Origin of the sequence: Escherichia coli DSM 30083 = JCM 1649 = ATCC 11775, from assembly GCF_003697165.2 — a bacterium.
Taxonomy (GTDB): Bacteria; Pseudomonadota; Gammaproteobacteria; order Enterobacterales; family Enterobacteriaceae; genus Escherichia; species Escherichia coli.
Genome location: NZ_CP033092.2, coordinates 4094413 through 4109575, shown reverse-complemented (window position 1 = coordinate 4109575; position 15163 = coordinate 4094413). Strand labels below are relative to the sequence as shown.

At 50.0% G+C, this 15163-nt stretch carries 15 protein-coding genes; 11 read left to right on the top strand and 4 right to left on the bottom strand.

Annotated features, from left to right (window positions below; genetic code table 11):
* The first annotated feature begins 7 nt into the window (after positions 1-7).
* The 5 genes from fimC (at position 8) to fimH (ending at position 5414) form a co-directional block, all read left to right on the top strand.
* On the top strand, positions 8-733 hold the full coding sequence (fimC, locus tag EAS44_RS21110) for a type 1 fimbria chaperone FimC (RefSeq protein WP_000066568.1): 726 nt from the start codon (positions 8-10) through the stop codon (positions 731-733).
* A 66-nt stretch (positions 734-799) separates the two neighbouring features.
* The gene (fimD, locus tag EAS44_RS21105; RefSeq protein WP_000120948.1) at positions 800-3436 is read left to right on the top strand and encodes a fimbrial usher FimD; all 2637 of its coding nucleotides are present in this window, start codon (positions 800-802) and stop codon (positions 3434-3436) included.
* 9 nt (positions 3437-3445) lie between these two features.
* A complete protein-coding gene (gene fimF, locus EAS44_RS21100) occupies positions 3446-3976 on the top strand; it encodes a type 1 fimbria minor subunit FimF (protein WP_001244823.1) in 531 nt (176 codons plus the stop codon).
* 72 nt (positions 3977-4048) lie between these two features.
* Positions 4049-4492, top strand: a complete 444-nt coding sequence (locus EAS44_RS21095; protein ID WP_306234496.1) for a fimbrial protein — start codon at positions 4049-4051, stop codon at positions 4490-4492.
* 19 nt (positions 4493-4511) lie between these two features.
* Complete coding sequence (gene fimH, locus EAS44_RS21090; RefSeq protein WP_001338195.1) at positions 4512-5414, top strand: type 1 fimbria D-mannose specific adhesin FimH; 903 nt, start codon at positions 4512-4514, stop codon at positions 5412-5414.
* Between the two features lie 172 nt (positions 5415-5586).
* Here the strand turns inward: fimH and gntP are convergent, their stop codons facing one another.
* A complete protein-coding gene (gene gntP / locus EAS44_RS21085) occupies positions 5587-6930 on the bottom strand; it encodes a gluconate permease GntP (protein WP_000558251.1) in 1344 nt (447 codons plus the stop codon).
* 339 nt (positions 6931-7269) lie between these two features.
* Between gntP and uxuA the strand changes: the two genes are divergently transcribed.
* The 3 genes from uxuA (at position 7270) to uxuR (ending at position 10983) form a co-directional block, all read left to right on the top strand.
* Positions 7270-8454, top strand: a complete 1185-nt coding sequence (uxuA, locus tag EAS44_RS21080; protein WP_000438582.1) for a mannonate dehydratase — start codon at positions 7270-7272, stop codon at positions 8452-8454.
* Positions 8455-8534: 80 nt separating this feature from the next.
* Positions 8535-9995, top strand: a complete 1461-nt coding sequence (uxuB, locus tag EAS44_RS21075) for a fructuronate reductase (RefSeq protein ID WP_000208210.1) — start codon at positions 8535-8537, stop codon at positions 9993-9995.
* A gap of 214 nt (positions 9996-10209) precedes the next feature.
* A complete protein-coding gene (uxuR, locus tag EAS44_RS21070; protein ID WP_000833690.1) occupies positions 10210-10983 on the top strand; it encodes a Uxu operon transcriptional regulator in 774 nt (257 codons plus the stop codon).
* Positions 10984-11123: 140 nt separating this feature from the next.
* On the opposite strand, the gene yjiC is transcribed toward uxuR, so the two are convergent.
* On the bottom strand, positions 11124-11954 hold the full coding sequence (gene yjiC / locus EAS44_RS21065) for a DUF2686 family protein (RefSeq protein WP_001299708.1): 831 nt from the start codon (positions 11952-11954) through the stop codon (positions 11124-11126).
* Between the two features lie 332 nt (positions 11955-12286).
* Here yjiC and ytiD point away from each other — a divergent pair, with 332 nt between their 5' ends.
* The 3 genes from ytiD (at position 12287) to iraD (ending at position 13018) form a co-directional block, all read left to right on the top strand.
* Positions 12287-12430 carry a protein YtiD gene (gene ytiD / locus EAS44_RS25805; RefSeq protein ID WP_001297228.1) on the top strand — a complete coding sequence of 48 codons (144 nt, stop codon included), beginning with the start codon at positions 12287-12289 and terminating at the stop codon, positions 12428-12430.
* A gap of 115 nt (positions 12431-12545) precedes the next feature.
* The gene (idlP, locus tag EAS44_RS21060; protein WP_120795393.1) at positions 12546-12629 is read left to right on the top strand and encodes an iraD leader peptide IdlP; all 84 of its coding nucleotides are present in this window, start codon (positions 12546-12548) and stop codon (positions 12627-12629) included.
* Complete coding sequence (gene iraD, locus EAS44_RS21055; RefSeq protein ID WP_001297236.1) at positions 12626-13018, top strand: anti-adapter protein IraD; 393 nt, start codon at positions 12626-12628, stop codon at positions 13016-13018. Before idlP ends, iraD begins: the two co-directional genes overlap by 4 nt.
* On the opposite strand, the gene hypT is transcribed toward iraD, so the two are convergent.
* Together hypT and iadA are read right to left on the bottom strand one after the other, a co-directional pair.
* On the bottom strand, positions 13011-13922 hold the full coding sequence (gene hypT, locus EAS44_RS21050) for a hypochlorite stress DNA-binding transcriptional regulator HypT (protein WP_000340758.1): 912 nt from the start codon (positions 13920-13922) through the stop codon (positions 13011-13013). The two genes, iraD and hypT, sit on opposite strands and share 8 nt — an antisense overlap.
* Positions 13923-13986: 64 nt before the next feature.
* Entirely contained in the window at positions 13987-15159 is a 1173-nt protein-coding gene (iadA, locus tag EAS44_RS21045) for a beta-aspartyl-peptidase (protein ID WP_000568444.1), read from the bottom strand.
* Between the last annotated feature and the right edge of the window lie 4 nt (positions 15160-15163).

The following is a 15163-nucleotide window of genomic DNA, read 5'->3' as shown; positions in this document are numbered from 1 at the left end:
CAGGACAGTGAGTAATAAAAACGTCAATGTAAGGAAATCGCAGGAAATAACATTCTGCTTGCTGGCAGGTATCCTGATGTTCATGGCAATGATGGTTGCCGGACGCGCCGAAGCGGGAGTGGCCTTAGGTGCGACTCGCGTAATTTATCCGGCAGGGCAAAAACAAGTGCAACTTGCCGTGACAAATAATGATGAAAATAGCACCTATTTAATTCAATCATGGGTGGAAAATGCCGATGGTGTAAAGGATGGTCGTTTTATCGTGACGCCACCTCTGTTTGCGATGAAGGGAAAAAAAGAGAATACCTTACGTATTCTTGATGCAACAAATAACCAATTGCCACAGGATCGGGAAAGTTTATTCTGGATGAACGTTAAAGCGATTCCGTCAATGGATAAATCAAAATTGACTGAGAATACGCTACAGCTCGTAATTATCAGCCGCATTAAACTGTACTATCGCCCGGCTAAATTAGCGTTGCCACCCGATCAGGCCGCAGAAAAATTAAGATTTCGTCGTAGCGCGAATTCTCTGACTCTGATTAACCCGACACCCTATTACCTGACGGTAACAGAGTTGAATGCCGGAACCCGGATTCTTGAAAATGCATTGGTGCCTCCAATGGGCGAAAGCACGGTTAAATTGCCTTCTGATGCAGGAAGCAATATTACTTACCGAACAATAAATGATTATGGCGCACTTACCCCCAAAATGACGGGCGTAATGGAATAACGCAGGGGGAATTTTTCGCCTGAATAAAAAGAATTGACTGCCGGGTGATTTTAAACCGGAGGAATAATGTCATATCTGAATTTAAGACTTTACCAGCGAAACACACAATGCTTGCATATTCGTAAGCATCGTTTGGCTGGTTTTTTTGTCCGGCTCTTTGTCGCCTGTGCTTTTGCCGCACAGGCACCTTTGTCATCTGCCGAACTCTATTTTAATCCGCGCTTTTTAGCGGATGATCCCCAGGCTGTGGCCGATTTATCGCGTTTTGAAAATGGGCAAGAATTACCGCCAGGGACGTATCGTGTCGATATCTATTTGAATAATGGTTATATGGCAACGCGTGATGTCACATTTAATACGGGCGACAGTGAACAAGGGATTGTTCCCTGCCTGACACGCGCGCAACTTGCAAGTATGGGGCTGAATACGGCTTCTGTCTCCGGTATGAATCTGCTGGCGGATGATGCCTGCGTGCCATTAACCTCAATGATCCATGACGCTACTGCGCATCTGGATGTTGGTCAGCAGCGACTCAACCTGACGATCCCTCAGGCATTTATGAGTAATCGCGCGCGTGGTTATATTCCTCCTGAGTTATGGGATCCTGGTATTAATGCCGGATTGCTCAATTATAATTTCAGCGGAAATAGTGTACAGAATCGGATTGGGGGTAACAGCCATTATGCATATTTAAACCTACAGAGTGGGTTAAATATTGGTGCGTGGCGTTTACGCGACAATACCACCTGGAGTTATAACAGTAGCGACAGTTCATCAGGTAGCAAAAATAAATGGCAGCATATCAATACCTGGCTTGAGCGAGACATAATTCCGTTACGTTCCCGGCTGACGCTGGGTGATGGTTATACCCAGGGCGATATTTTCGATGGTATTAACTTTCGCGGCGCACAATTGGCCTCAGATGACAATATGTTACCCGATAGCCAAAGAGGATTTGCCCCGGTGATCCACGGTATTGCTCGTGGTACTGCACAGGTCACTATTAAACAAAATGGGTATGACATTTATAATAGTACGGTGCCGCCGGGGCCTTTTACCATCAACGATATCTATGCCGCAGGTAATAGTGGTGACTTGCAGGTAACGATTAAAGAGGCTGACGGCAGCACGCAGATCTTTACCGTACCCTATTCGTCAGTCCCGCTTTTGCAACGTGAAGGGCATACTCGTTATTCCATTACGGCAGGAGAATACCGTAGTGGAAATGCGCAGCAGGAAAAACCCCGCTTTTTCCAGAGTACATTACTCCACGGCCTTCCGGCTGGCTGGACAATATATGGTGGAACGCAACTGGCGGATCGTTATCGTGCGTTTAATTTCGGTATCGGGAAAAACATGGGGGCACTGGGCGCTCTGTCTGTGGATATGACGCAGGCTAATTCCACACTTCCCGATGACAGTCAGCATGACGGACAATCGGTGCGTTTTCTCTATAACAAATCGCTCAATGAATCAGGCACGAATATTCAGTTAGTGGGTTACCGTTATTCGACCAGCGGATATTTTAATTTCGCTGATACAACATACAGTCGAATGAATGGCTACAACATCGAAACACAGGATGGTGTTATTCAGGTTAAGCCGAAATTCACCGACTATTACAATCTCGCTTATAACAAACGCGGGAAATTACAACTCACCGTTACTCAGCAACTCGGGCGCACATCAACACTGTATTTGAGTGGTAGCCATCAAACTTATTGGGGAACGAGTAATGTCGATGAGCAATTCCAGGCTGGTTTAAATACTGCATTCGAAGATAGCAACTGGACGCTCAGCTATAGCCTGACGAAAAACGCCTGGCAAAAAGGACGGGATCAGATGTTAGCGCTTAACGTCAATATTCCTTTCAGCCACTGGCTGCGTTCTGACAGTAAATCTCAGTGGCGACATGCCAGTGCCAGTTACAGCATGTCACACGATCTCAACGGTCGGATGACCAATCTGGTCGGTGTATACGGTACGTTGCTGGAAGACAACAACCTCAGCTATAGCGTGCAAACCGGTTACGCCGGGGGAGGTGATGGTAATAGCGGAAGTACAGGCTACGCCACGCTGAATTATCGCGGTGGTTACGGCAATGCCAACATCGGTTACAGCCATAGCGATGATATTAAGCAGCTCTATTACGGAGTCAGCGGTGGGATACTGGCTCATGCCAATGGCGTAACGCTGGGGCAGCCGTTAAACGAAACGGTGGTACTTGTTAAAGCGCCTGGCGCAAAAGATGCAAAAGTCGAAAACCAGACGGGGGTGCGTACCGACTGGCGTGGTTATGCCGTGCTGCCTTATGCCACTGAATATCGGGAAAACAGAGTGGCGCTGGATACCAATACCCTGGCTGATAACGTCGATTTAGATAACGCGGTCGCTAACGTTGTTCCCACCCGTGGGGCGATCGTGCGAGCAGAGTTTAAAGCGCGCGTTGGGATAAAGCTGCTCATGACGCTAACCCACAATAATAAGCCGCTGCCGTTTGGGGCGATGGTGACATCAGAGAGTAGCCAGAGTAGCGGCATTGTTGCGGATAATGGTCAGGTTTACCTCAGCGGAATGCCTTTAGCGGGAAAAGTTCAGGTGAAATGGGGAGAAGAGGAAAATGCTCACTGTGTCGCCAATTATCAACTGCCACCAGAGAGTCAGCAGCAGTTATTAACCCAGCTATCAGCTGAATGTCGTTAAGGGGGCGTGATGAGAAACAAACCTTTTTATCTTCTGTGCGCTTTTTTGTGGCTGGCGGTAAGTCACGCTTTGGCTGCGGATAGCACGATTACTATCCGCGGCTATGTCAGAGATAACGGCTGTAGTGTGGCCGCTGAATCAACCAATTTTACTGTTGATCTGATGGAAAACGCGGCGAAGCAATTTAACAACATTGGCGCGACGACTCCTGTCGTTCCATTTCGTATTTTGCTGTCACCCTGTGGTAATGCCGTTTCTGCCGTAAAAGTTGGGTTTACCGGTGTTGCAGATAGCCACAATGCCAACCTGCTTGCACTTGAAAATACGGTGTCAGCGGCTGCGGGACTGGGAATACAGCTTCTGAATGAGCAACAAAATCAGATACCCCTTAATGCCCCATCGTCCGCGATTTCGTGGACGACCCTGACGCCGGGTAAACCAAATACGCTGAATTTTTACGCCCGGCTAATGGCGACACAGGTGCCTGTCACTGCGGGGCATATCAATGCCACGGCTACCTTCACTCTTGAATATCAGTAACTGGAGATGCTCATGAAATGGTGCAAACGTGGGTATGTATTGGCGGCAATATTGGCGCTCGCAAGTGCGACGATACAGGCAGCCGATGTCACCATCACGGTGAACGGTAAGGTCGTCGCCAAACCGTGCACGGTTTCCACCACCAATGCCACGGTAGATCTCGGCGATCTTTATTCTTTCAGTCTGATGTCTGCCGGGGCGGCATCGGCCTGGCATGATGTTGCGCTTGAGTTGACTAATTGTCCGGTGGGAACGTCGAGGGTCACTGCCAGCTTCAGCGGGGCAGCCGACAGTACCGGATATTATAAAAACCAGGGGACCGCGCAAAACATCCAGTTAGAGCTACAGGATGACAGTGGCAACACATTGAATAGTGGCGCAACCAAAACAGTTCAGGTGGATGATTCCTCACAATCAGCGCACTTCCCGTTACAGGTCAGAGCATTGACGGTAAATGGCGGAGCCACTCAGGGAACCATTCAGGCAGTGATTAGCATCACCTATACCTACAGCTGAAGCCGAAGAGATGATTGTAATGAAACGAGTTATTAACCTGTTTGCTATACTGCTGATGGGCTGGTCGGTAAATGCCTGGTCATTCGCCTGTAAAACCGCCAATGGCACCGCTATCCCTATTGGCGGTGGCAGCGCCAATGTTTATGTAAACCTTGCGCCCGCCGTGAATGTGGGGCAAAACCTGGTCGTGGATCTTTCGACGCAAATCTTTTGCCATAACGATTACCCGGAAACCATTACAGATTATGTCACACTGCAACGAGGCTCGGCTTATGGCGGCGTGTTATCTAATTTTTCCGGGACCGTAAAATATAGTGGCAGTAGCTATCCATTTCCGACCACCAGTGAAACGCCGCGGGTTGTTTATAATTCGAGAACGGATAAGCCGTGGCCGGTGGCGCTTTATTTGACGCCTGTGAGCAGTGCGGGCGGGGTGGTGATTAAAGCTGGCTCATTAATTGCCGTGCTTATTTTGCGACAGACCAACAACTATAACAGCGATGATTTCCAGTTTGTGTGGAATATTTACGCCAATAATGATGTGGTGGTGCCCACTGGCGGCTGCGATGTTTCTGCTCGTGATGTCACCGTTACTCTGCCGGACTACCCTGGTTCAGTGCCGATTCCTCTTACCGTTTATTGTGCGAAAAGCCAAAACCTGGGGTATTACCTCTCCGGCACAACCGCAGATGCGGGCAACTCGATTTTCACCAATACCGCGTCGTTTTCACCTGCACAGGGCGTCGGCGTACAGTTGACGCGCAACGGTACGATTATTCCAGCGAATAACACGGTATCGTTAGGAGCAGTAGGGACTTCGGCGGTAAGTCTGGGATTAACGGCAAATTACGCACGTACCGGAGGGCAGGTGACTGCAGGGAATGTGCAATCGATTATTGGCGTGACTTTTGTTTATCAATAAAGAAATCACAGGGCATTGCTAATGCAGGTACGCAATATTACCTGAAGCTAAAACCTGCACGTTAGCCCTTTGTAGGCCAGATAAGACGCGTCAGCGTCGCATCTGGCATAAACAAAGCGCACTTTACCGACAATCCGAACAGAGCCTGCCAATGGCAGGCTCAGGTGCTCTTTTACGCTACCATGCTAATAATCAGCACAATAATCAGCCCAACCACGGAGTTGACCAGCTCCAGCAGACCCCAGGTTTTCAACGTGTCTTTTACTGACAGGTCAAAGTAACCTTTGAACAACCAGAATGAGGCATCGTTAATGTGGGTGAGGGTGTTGGAACCCGCAGCCGTCGCCAGTACCAGCAGCGCCGGATTCACGCCAACCAGCTGACCAGTTGCTGGATCAAGGATTGCTGCACTGATAATCCCGGCGGCGGTCATCGCTGAAACCACACCCTGACCCGTCGCCAGACGAATCAGTACGGTGATCAGCCATGCCATGATGTAGGGCGAGATATTGCCGTGGGACATCAGCATGCCGATGGTGTCGCCGATGCCGGTGTCGATGATGGTCTGCTTCAGCACGCCACCTGCACCGATGATCAGAATCACCATTGCAATGCTTTTCACCGCGCTTTCAAAAGCGTTCATTACCCACTGCATATCGTGCCCGCGCGCGGTGCCAAAGAGTACGAATGCAACCACCATCGCAATAAACATTGCAATCGGCGAGGAACCGATAAAGTTAACCACTTCCCACGCAGGGGTATCTTTTACCAGCCAGATATTGGCGATGGTGGTAGAGATCATAATGATCGCCGGGATCAACGGCACCAGAATCGAAACGCCGAAAGAGGGCAGATTATTCATATCTACCGGTTGATCTGCTTTCAGGAATGATGGCGTTGGGCGCTCAAGATTGCCGAGGAACTTCGGCAGGATCAGACCTGCGCAGATGACACTTGGGATCGTCACCAGTACGCCATAGATATAAACCATCCCCATATCCGCGCCATAAGCATTCACCAGCGCCACCGGACCCGGCTGCGGTGGGAACAGTGAATGTGCGGTAGTGGCAGCTGCTACTGCCGGGATCGCCAGTTTCAGGAACGGAATTTTAGCTTCGGCGGCAATAACAATAACCAGCGGTGCTAACATGATAAAGGCCACTTCATAGAACATCGCCAGACCGAAAATCAGGCCGATGATAATCACCGACAGCTGTACATAACGCAGACCGAGACGTGCCAGCAGCGTATGCGCTATCTGGTGAGCCGCGCCGGAGTCGACCATCAATTTACCGATGACCGCACCGAACACCACGATGATAGCCAGTTCCCCCAGCGTGTTGCCGAAGCCCGCTTTCATGGTGTGCAGCAGCGACATCAAATCCATGCCCGCCAGCATCCCGACGGACAGCGCCGCCACCAACAAGGCCACCATTGAATTGATTTTGAACTTCAAATTCAGTACCAGCATCAGACCAATGCCGAATACCACCCAGAGAATGTTAAGCACATGCATAACGTTTTACCTTACCTGGTTGAACCGTTGTTATTTTGGGCGACATGTTATGTAAATTGGTCAACCATTGTTGCGATGAATGTCACATCCTCTGATCAATAACCATCGATTACCTTTTGCTGCAATTTGCAGCAACAACCAGGAGAGTGAAATTCTTGTGATGTGGTTAACCAATTTCAGAATTCGGGTTGACATGTCTTACCAAAAGGTAGAACTTATACGCCATCTCATCCGATGCAACGCCACGGCTGCGGTCTGGTTGTTCATCCGGATACCTAAACAACTCCAGGGTTCCGCGTCTCTTTGCTGTGGAACCCACTATGTGAAAGAGGAAAAATCATGGAACAGACCTGGCGCTGGTACGGCCCAAACGATCCGGTTTCTTTAGCTGATGTCCGTCAGGCGGGCGCGACTGGCGTGGTTACCGCTTTGCACCATATCCCGAACGGTGAAGTATGGTCCGTAGAAGAGATCCTCAAACGCAAGGCTATCGTTGAAGATGCAGGCCTGGTGTGGTCTGTCGTAGAAAGCGTGCCAATTCACGAAGATATCAAAACCCACACTGGCAACTATGAGCAGTGGATCGCTAACTATCAGCAGACTCTGCGCAACCTGGCGCAGTGCGGTATTCGCACCGTGTGCTACAACTTCATGCCGGTGCTCGACTGGACCCGTACTGACCTCGAATACGTGCTGCCAGACGGCTCCAAAGCTCTGCGCTTCGACCAGATCGAATTCGCTGCATTCGAAATGCATATCCTGAAACGCCCAGGTGCGGAAGCGGATTACACCGAAGAAGAAATTGCTCAGGCAGCTGAACGCTTCGCCACTATGAGCGACGAAGACAAAGCGCGTCTGACCCGTAACATCATTGCCGGTCTGCCGGGCGCGGAAGAAGGGTACACCCTCGACCAGTTCCGTAAGCACCTGGAGCTGTACAAAGATATCGACAAAGCCAAACTGCGCGAAAACTTTGCCGTCTTCCTGAAGGCGATTATTCCGGTTGCCGAAGAAGTTGGCGTGCGTATGGCTGTTCACCCGGACGATCCGCCGCGCCCAATCCTCGGCCTGCCGCGCATTGTTTCTACCATTGAAGATATGCAGTGGATGGTTGATACCGTAAATAGCATGGCGAACGGTTTCACCATGTGCACCGGTTCCTACGGCGTGCGTGCTGACAACGATCTGGTTGATATGATCAAGCAGTTCGGTCCGCGTATTTACTTCACCCATCTGCGCTCCACCATGCGTGAAGATAACCCGAAAACCTTCCACGAAGCGGCGCACCTGAACGGTGACGTTGATATGTACGAAGTGGTGAAAGCGATTGTTGAAGAAGAACACCGTCGTAAAGCGGAAGGCAAAGAAGACCTGATCCCGATGCGTCCGGACCACGGTCATCAGATGCTGGACGACCTGAAGAAGAAAACCAACCCAGGTTACTCCGCAATTGGTCGTCTGAAAGGCCTGGCCGAAGTTCGCGGTGTCGAACTGGCGATCCAGCGCGCTTTCTTTAGCCGTTAATATCCACCGGCATGGCTGCGCGCCGTGCCGGTTCCTTCTTCCTTGCCGTCACTCTCTGAAGACGGATTCTGGAGTTTACGATGACTACTATTGTTGACAGCAATCTGCCGGTTGCCCGCCCGTCATGGGATCATTCTCGTCTGGAATCACGCATTGTGCATCTCGGTTGCGGGGCGTTTCACCGTGCGCACCAGGCGCTGTACACCCATCATCTGCTGGAAAGCACCGACAGCGACTGGGGTATCTGCGAAGTTAACCTGATGCCAGGCAACGACCGCGTGCTGATCGAAAACCTGAAAAAACAGCAACTGCTGTACACCGTGGCGGAAAAAGGCGCGGAAAGCACCGAGCTGAAAATTATCGGTTCGATGAAAGAAGCGCTGCACCCGGAAATCGACGGCTGCGAAGGTATTCTCAACGCGATGGCGCGTCCGCAAACGGCGATTGTCTCTCTGACGGTCACGGAAAAAGGCTACTGCGCTGATGCGGCAAGCGGTCAACTGGATCTCAATAACCCGCTGATCAAGCACGATCTGGAAAACCCGACTGCGCCGAAGTCCGCGATTGGTTACATCGTCGAAGCCTTGCGTCTGCGTCGTGAAAAAGGGCTGAAAGCATTTACGGTGATGTCCTGCGATAACGTGCGTGAAAACGGTCATGTGGCGAAGGTCGCGGTACTGGGGCTGGCTCAGGCGCGTGACCCGCAGCTAGCGGCATGGATTGGAGAGAACGTCACCTTCCCGTGCACCATGGTTGACCGCATCGTTCCGGCGGCGACGCCAGAAACCTTACAGGAAATTGCTGACCAGCTGGGCGTTTACGACCCGTGCGCCATTGCCTGCGAACCGTTCCGTCAGTGGGTGATTGAAGATAATTTCGTTAATGGTCGCCCGGACTGGGATAAAGTGGGCGCACAGTTCGTTGCAGACGTTGTGCCGTTCGAAATGATGAAGCTGCGTATGCTGAACGGTAGCCACTCTTTCCTGGCGTACCTCGGTTACCTCGGCGGCTATGAAACTATTGCCGACACCATGACTAACCCGGATTATCGCAAAGCGGCCTTTGCCCTGATGATGCAGGAACAAGCGCCAACGCTGTCGATGCCGGAAGGTACGGACCTGAACGCCTATGCGACGCTGCTGATCGAGCGTTTCAGCAACCCGTCTCTGCGTCACCGTACCTGGCAGATTGCGATGGACGGCAGCCAGAAGTTACCGCAGCGTCTGCTGGACCCGGTGCGTCTGCACCTGCAAAACGGCGGCAGCTGGCGTCACCTGGCGCTGGGCGTGGCTGGCTGGATGCGTTACACCCAGGGCGTGGATGAGCAGGGTAATGCCATTGACGTGGTCGACCCGATGCTGGCCGAGTTCCAGAAGATTAACGCGCAGTATCAGGGCGCAGACCGCGTGAAAGCGCTGCTAGGCCTGAGCGGTATTTTTGCCGATGATCTGCCGCAGAATGCCGACTTTGTTGGCGCGGTGACGGCGGCATATCAGCAGCTGTGCGAACGCGGTGCGCGCGAGTGTGTGGCTGCGCTGTAACTAACTGATTACCCTACAGACTTACTGGTCAATCAAACTGATATTTGGTTGACCAGTTTTCGTTTTTTTGCCCACCTGTACGTGCCAACTTCCAGTGCTAATGGTATAGTTTGAGATTAACAGGGGCCGTAAAATTGCCCGTTGTAGGCCGGATAAGGCGTTCACGCCGCATCCGGCAAAAATTTGATTAACCGCACCTAACGGACACAACACCATGAAATCTGCCACCTCTGCGCAAAGACCTTACCAGGAAGTCGGGGCGATGATCCGCGATCTGATCATAAAGACGCCGTACAATCCTGGCGAACGGCTGCCGCCGGAGCGTGAAATTGCAGAAATGCTTGATGTCACGCGGACGGTGGTACGTGAAGCGCTGATCATGCTGGAGATCAAAGGGCTGGTGGAAGTGCGCCGGGGTGCCGGTATCTATGTTCTTGATAGCTCAGGCAGCCACAACACAGACAGTTCGGATGCCAACGTCTGTAATGATGCGGGTCCTTTTGAGCTGTTACAGGCGCGTCAGTTACTGGAAAGTAACATCGCGGAATTTGCCGCTTTGCAGGCTACCCGCGAAGATATCGTCAAAATGCGTCAGGCATTGCAACTGGAAGAGCGTGAACTGGCTTCCAGCGCGCCGGGCAGCAGCGAAAGCGGTGATATGCAGTTCCATCTCGCTATTGCCGAAGCAACGCATAACAGCATGCTGGTGGAGTTATTCCGTCAGTCCTGGCAGTGGCGGGAAAACAATCCAATGTGGATCCAGTTGCACAGCCATCTGGATGACAGCCTGTATCGCAAAGAGTGGTTGGGCGATCACAAACAGATCCTCGCCGCGTTAATCAAAAAAGATGCCCGAGCGGCGAAGCTGGCAATGTGGCAGCATCTGGAAAACGTTAAGCAACGTCTGCTGGAATTCTCGAACGTTGACGATATTTATTTTGACGGCTATCTGTTTGATTCATGGCCGCTGGATAAAGTCGACGCCTGACTTATTATGATAAGCGCAAGGGTAAACATTCCTTGCGCTTTCTTAAATTAAGAAGTCGCAATGAGTATTACTTTCTAAATTGCAGGGTATTGTTTAACTATCTGTATAACCTGAACGTGAGTACTCATTCTTCTCAGTGGTTATTTACCAATATAATTCCATTCACCATTTTTTAATTCAAACAGCTCTGGAAGAGATGACGGTTGCAAAGTCATACGTTTGAGTTTTGCATCTTCATCACCGGGGATAACTTTATATCCCATTTTTGCATGGATCTCCGCGGTACCTGGATAGGCTTCTATACCAATTATTGGGTCATTTCCCATTCCAATATTAGCATTAAGTAATGCGGCAAGGGCGAATCCGGAAGAATTTGCCACCCCTGAGACAGTTATTATCTGATCAATATAGATATCAATCCTTGGCTGCTCATTTGTCCATCTTTTTGCCTGAGAAACTGGAAGTGTTGAAATATATCCTATCGTGGTTCCGGCGTAACCTGGAACATTGCAACCAGGGCCTAATGTTATTTCATGAACTGTATAGTCCTCAACAGGATAGGAAGGGCTCTTCATAAATAAATTTAGCCGTAATCCTTCTGCTAACTCTGTGGCAGCATGCGCCTTTTTACATATACCACCATATATTTCGTCTAAAGCTGAGGTGATTCGCAAGTTTCGATAGAGCATACGTCCTGTTGTTGTAATACCATCGGATTCTCTGCATGTTTCTGTCACATAATTAAATGGCCAGGACTCTTTACTAATATCAAGTTTTCTAATTTCGACAACGCTTTTTCCATCGTAATTATGATTATTGCCACGAGTAAGAGGCAGAAGATAGATATTTTCCGTATCCAGGCGTGCACGTTCATATTTACGTGTTAACTCATTGTCGACTTTTGGATGATGAAGGAAGTGATCATCTGTAATAATTTGACTCTGAAGGGCATTGCTTAATGGCATAGACATAATAGTTACCTTTATGAGTATTTCACTGATGTTTAGAAAAATAGATAAATTTTTCTGTAGTAAAAAGAGAAGTAAACAAATGACATGCATGTTTCTGTTGTAGTGATATCAACTCTACACAGTGATATTAAAGGGTGGGAAACACTATAAAGTATCAAAAAACGATCATTTAAAATTATTTGCATGCAATTTAAAAGCATATCTTATTACTAATTGGAATTTGATGTTGCTATATTGATGTCTATATTAATAATGCCTGTGAATGGTATTTTTGATGTATTTGATATGTTATCAATTTATATTATTTACAAACTAATTGTTTCAAATAATACATGGCTGATTATGCGGAAATAAATAATTTCACACCGGAATTAAGTAGCGGTGGTGACAAGTATTTTCATCTACGTAACTATTCGGAATATTCAGAATATACTAGCGGTTTTTTTTTGAGTTTGATGATTTTTATCAAATCATGACTTTTTTCCTGAAAAGTCAGTAGATATTCATAGGCAAGTAAGGTTTTATACTTTGCTGACAGGATTCAGGCCTGTCTCAGACTGACATGGATGTAATGAACAAAAGGGAATGGCTATGGAAAATGAGCATCAATACAGTGGTGCCCGGTGTTCAGGGCAAGCCGCATATGTTGCTAAACGTCAGGAGTGCGCAAAATGATGCGCCAATCACGTCAGGCTGTTTTACCTGAAATTTCAGGCAATAAAACGTCATCGCTGCGTAAATCAATATGTAGCGATCTCCTCACTCTTTTTAATTCTCCTCATTCGGCATTACCGTCATTACTTGTTTCAGGCATGCCCGAGTGGCAAGTGCATAACCAGAGCGACAAACATCTCCAGAGCTGGTATTGCCGTCAGCTGCGTTCTGCACTGTTATTTCATGAGCCACGGATTGCGGCGTTGCAGGTCAATCTGAAAGAAGCGTACAGCCACACGCTGGCGATCAGCCTTGAGATAATGCTGTACCACGACGATGAACCGCTAACGTTTGATCTGGTCTGGGATAATGGCGGTTGGCGTAGTGCGACGCTCGAGAATGTCAGCTAAGTACAATCTCCAGCTCGCGCAGTTCACGCCAGAAGCGTTCGGCAACTGGATTCATGCGGGTATTCATTCGGTATGCATAGGCCTGAATCGGGATCACCAGTTCGTCCCGATTCAGTACAACGAGCTGCCCGCTGCGAATTTCTTGTTGGATGGCGTACTCCGGCAGCCAGGCAATCCCACAGCCGTCGAGGGCAACCTGCTTTAAAAGCTCGCTCATCGAAGAGACAAAAAAGGTGCTGAAACTTAACTCACTGTGGCGCGTCAGGGTGCGATTAATCAATCGCCCCATGTAGGAGTTGCGGCTGTAATTCAGTAACGGAAAGTGTGGCTGCGCGAGGTTAAAAAGTGCTTCTCCGTGTTCGTCACTGGCGCAGACAGGGAACAATTGAGATTCAAATAAGCGAATGTGGTCAAACGGCGCTTCCAGCAAATCTTCGTCGTGAAAGGAAAAAATACAGTCACTTTGCCCTTCACGCAGTTTATCGACCGCTTCATCAACATCAATGGCTTCAATCGCCCAGGTAAAGAGCGGCGGCATCTGGCTGATAATGGACGGTAACAGACCGAGGGAAAGAGAGTGTGCAGCGGCTATCTTGATTTTACGTTGCGCGTAATCGCTGCCGCCACGCAGCTCTGCAAGGTTGCTTTCTAACTGTTGCAACAGATGGCGGATCTGCGAATGGAAGATTTTCCCTTGTTCCGAGAGTTGCAGCGGCGTCACCTGGCGGTTAAACAATTCAACGCCAATCGCCTGTTCCAGTGCACGGATGCGGCGGCTGAATGCCGGTTGCGAGACGTTGCGACTGACTGCCGCCTGGGAAAAGTTGCGGCATTTTTCCAGGGTCAGAAAATCATAAAGCCATTTGGTTTCAATATTATGCAAAACCGCACCACAGTCATCCATTACGTTTTACTCTGTCAGCCGCCCTTGCGGGCATTCTACGTCCATTCGGGCGGCTGACAACCGTTTATGCCGTTTCAAACGTTCCTTTCACGCAGGCTTTGCCGTCTTTGACCATCAGTTTGCCGCGAGCGTATACCTGCTCAATGCGCAATTCTGGCGTCATGACCAGTAAGTCTGCGTCATTGCCAGGCAGAATTTCGCCTTTCCCGGTCAGGTTAAGGAAACCGGCTACGCTACTGGTGAGCGGGCGCAGGGCATCGCTGATACTGAAATCATAGTCTTTAACCAGCACCTGCACGGTTTCCAGCAACGTTTCAAAACCTGCAACACCGATATGGGTTAAATTCCCTTCGTCATCGAAGAACGGCTGGCTACCGTTGCCGTCGGAGCTGAGGGTGACGCGTGCCAGCGGAATACCGGCCTGAACGGCGCGGGCAATACCTTCGGCAGGGGCGACCGGTTCGTCAATGCTGCTGGTGATGTCGATAGTGCCGCCTTTGTGCGCAAACTCAAGCGCCTGCTCAAACAACGGAACGTTGCGGTTAACGTGGGTCGGCAGCAGCTTGCTGATCGGCACATCGCTGTTTTCCAGCAGGTCATAGACAGGCTGTAACGCCTTTTTGCTGTCGCCCATGTGGAACACGGTGACGCCAGGTTTGCCGCCGAGCAAACCGCCAACGCGGGATTCCGCCGCCATATTAGCCAGGTGATAAACGTCCGGTGCGGCAGAACGGTGATCAGAGATGGCGCATTTCACACCAATCACGCGATCGATAATCGCCACGTCTTTTTCCACGGAACCCGTAATAGTGCGGGAAGGGACATGATAAGCGCCGGTCAGCATCCAGGCGCTGATACCTTCTTCATTGAGCGCACGGGTCTTGGCGAGCAGGGATTCCGGGTGGCGAGAGATAGAGTCAGTGCCCAGCAGACCAACCACTGACGTGACGCCCGCTTCCGTCAGACGACTTAACGCCACTTCCGGCGTGCGCGTCGTGGGACCTGCTTCACCGCCACCGCCAATCAAATGAACGTGTTGATCAATAAAACCTGGGCAGAGGATCTGCCCGCTGAGATCGACAACCGTGCAGTCCGGTACAATGTCAGAAGGGATATTACTGGCAACGGCGATAATTTTGCCGTTAGCGACGAGGACATCGCAAACTCCCCGATCTTCCGGCGCATACAAATGCGCTCCCTGCAGCAGGGTAAAACCGGCTGCGGTATAATCAATCATGGTA

Excerpts from the sequence above, each read along its gene's own strand:
- fimD (WP_000120948.1), top strand. The coding sequence starts at position 800 with ATGTCATATCTGAATTTAAGACTTTACCAGCGAAACACACAATGCTTG.
- fimF (WP_001244823.1), top strand. The coding sequence starts at position 3,446 with ATGAGAAACAAACCTTTTTATCTTCTGTGCGCTTTTTTGTGGCTGGCG.
- fimH (WP_001338195.1), top strand. The coding sequence starts at position 4,512 with ATGAAACGAGTTATTAACCTGTTTGCTATACTGCTGATGGGCTGGTCG.
- gntP (WP_000558251.1), bottom strand. The coding sequence starts at position 6,930 with ATGCATGTGCTTAACATTCTCTGGGTGGTATTCGGCATTGGTCTGATG.
- uxuA (WP_000438582.1), top strand. The coding sequence starts at position 7,270 with ATGGAACAGACCTGGCGCTGGTACGGCCCAAACGATCCGGTTTCTTTA.
- uxuB (WP_000208210.1), top strand. The coding sequence starts at position 8,535 with ATGACTACTATTGTTGACAGCAATCTGCCGGTTGCCCGCCCGTCATGG.
- uxuR (WP_000833690.1), top strand. The coding sequence starts at position 10,210 with ATGAAATCTGCCACCTCTGCGCAAAGACCTTACCAGGAAGTCGGGGCG.
- yjiC (WP_001299708.1), bottom strand. The coding sequence starts at position 11,954 with ATGTCTATGCCATTAAGCAATGCCCTTCAGAGTCAAATTATTACAGAT.
- ytiD (WP_001297228.1), top strand. The coding sequence starts at position 12,287 with ATGGCTGATTATGCGGAAATAAATAATTTCACACCGGAATTAAGTAGC.
- idlP (WP_120795393.1), top strand. The coding sequence starts at position 12,546 with ATGGAAAATGAGCATCAATACAGTGGTGCCCGGTGTTCAGGGCAAGCC.
- iraD (WP_001297236.1), top strand. The coding sequence starts at position 12,626 with ATGATGCGCCAATCACGTCAGGCTGTTTTACCTGAAATTTCAGGCAAT.
- hypT (WP_000340758.1), bottom strand. The coding sequence starts at position 13,922 with ATGGATGACTGTGGTGCGGTTTTGCATAATATTGAAACCAAATGGCTT.
- iadA (WP_000568444.1), bottom strand. The coding sequence starts at position 15,159 with ATGATTGATTATACCGCAGCCGGTTTTACCCTGCTGCAGGGAGCGCAT.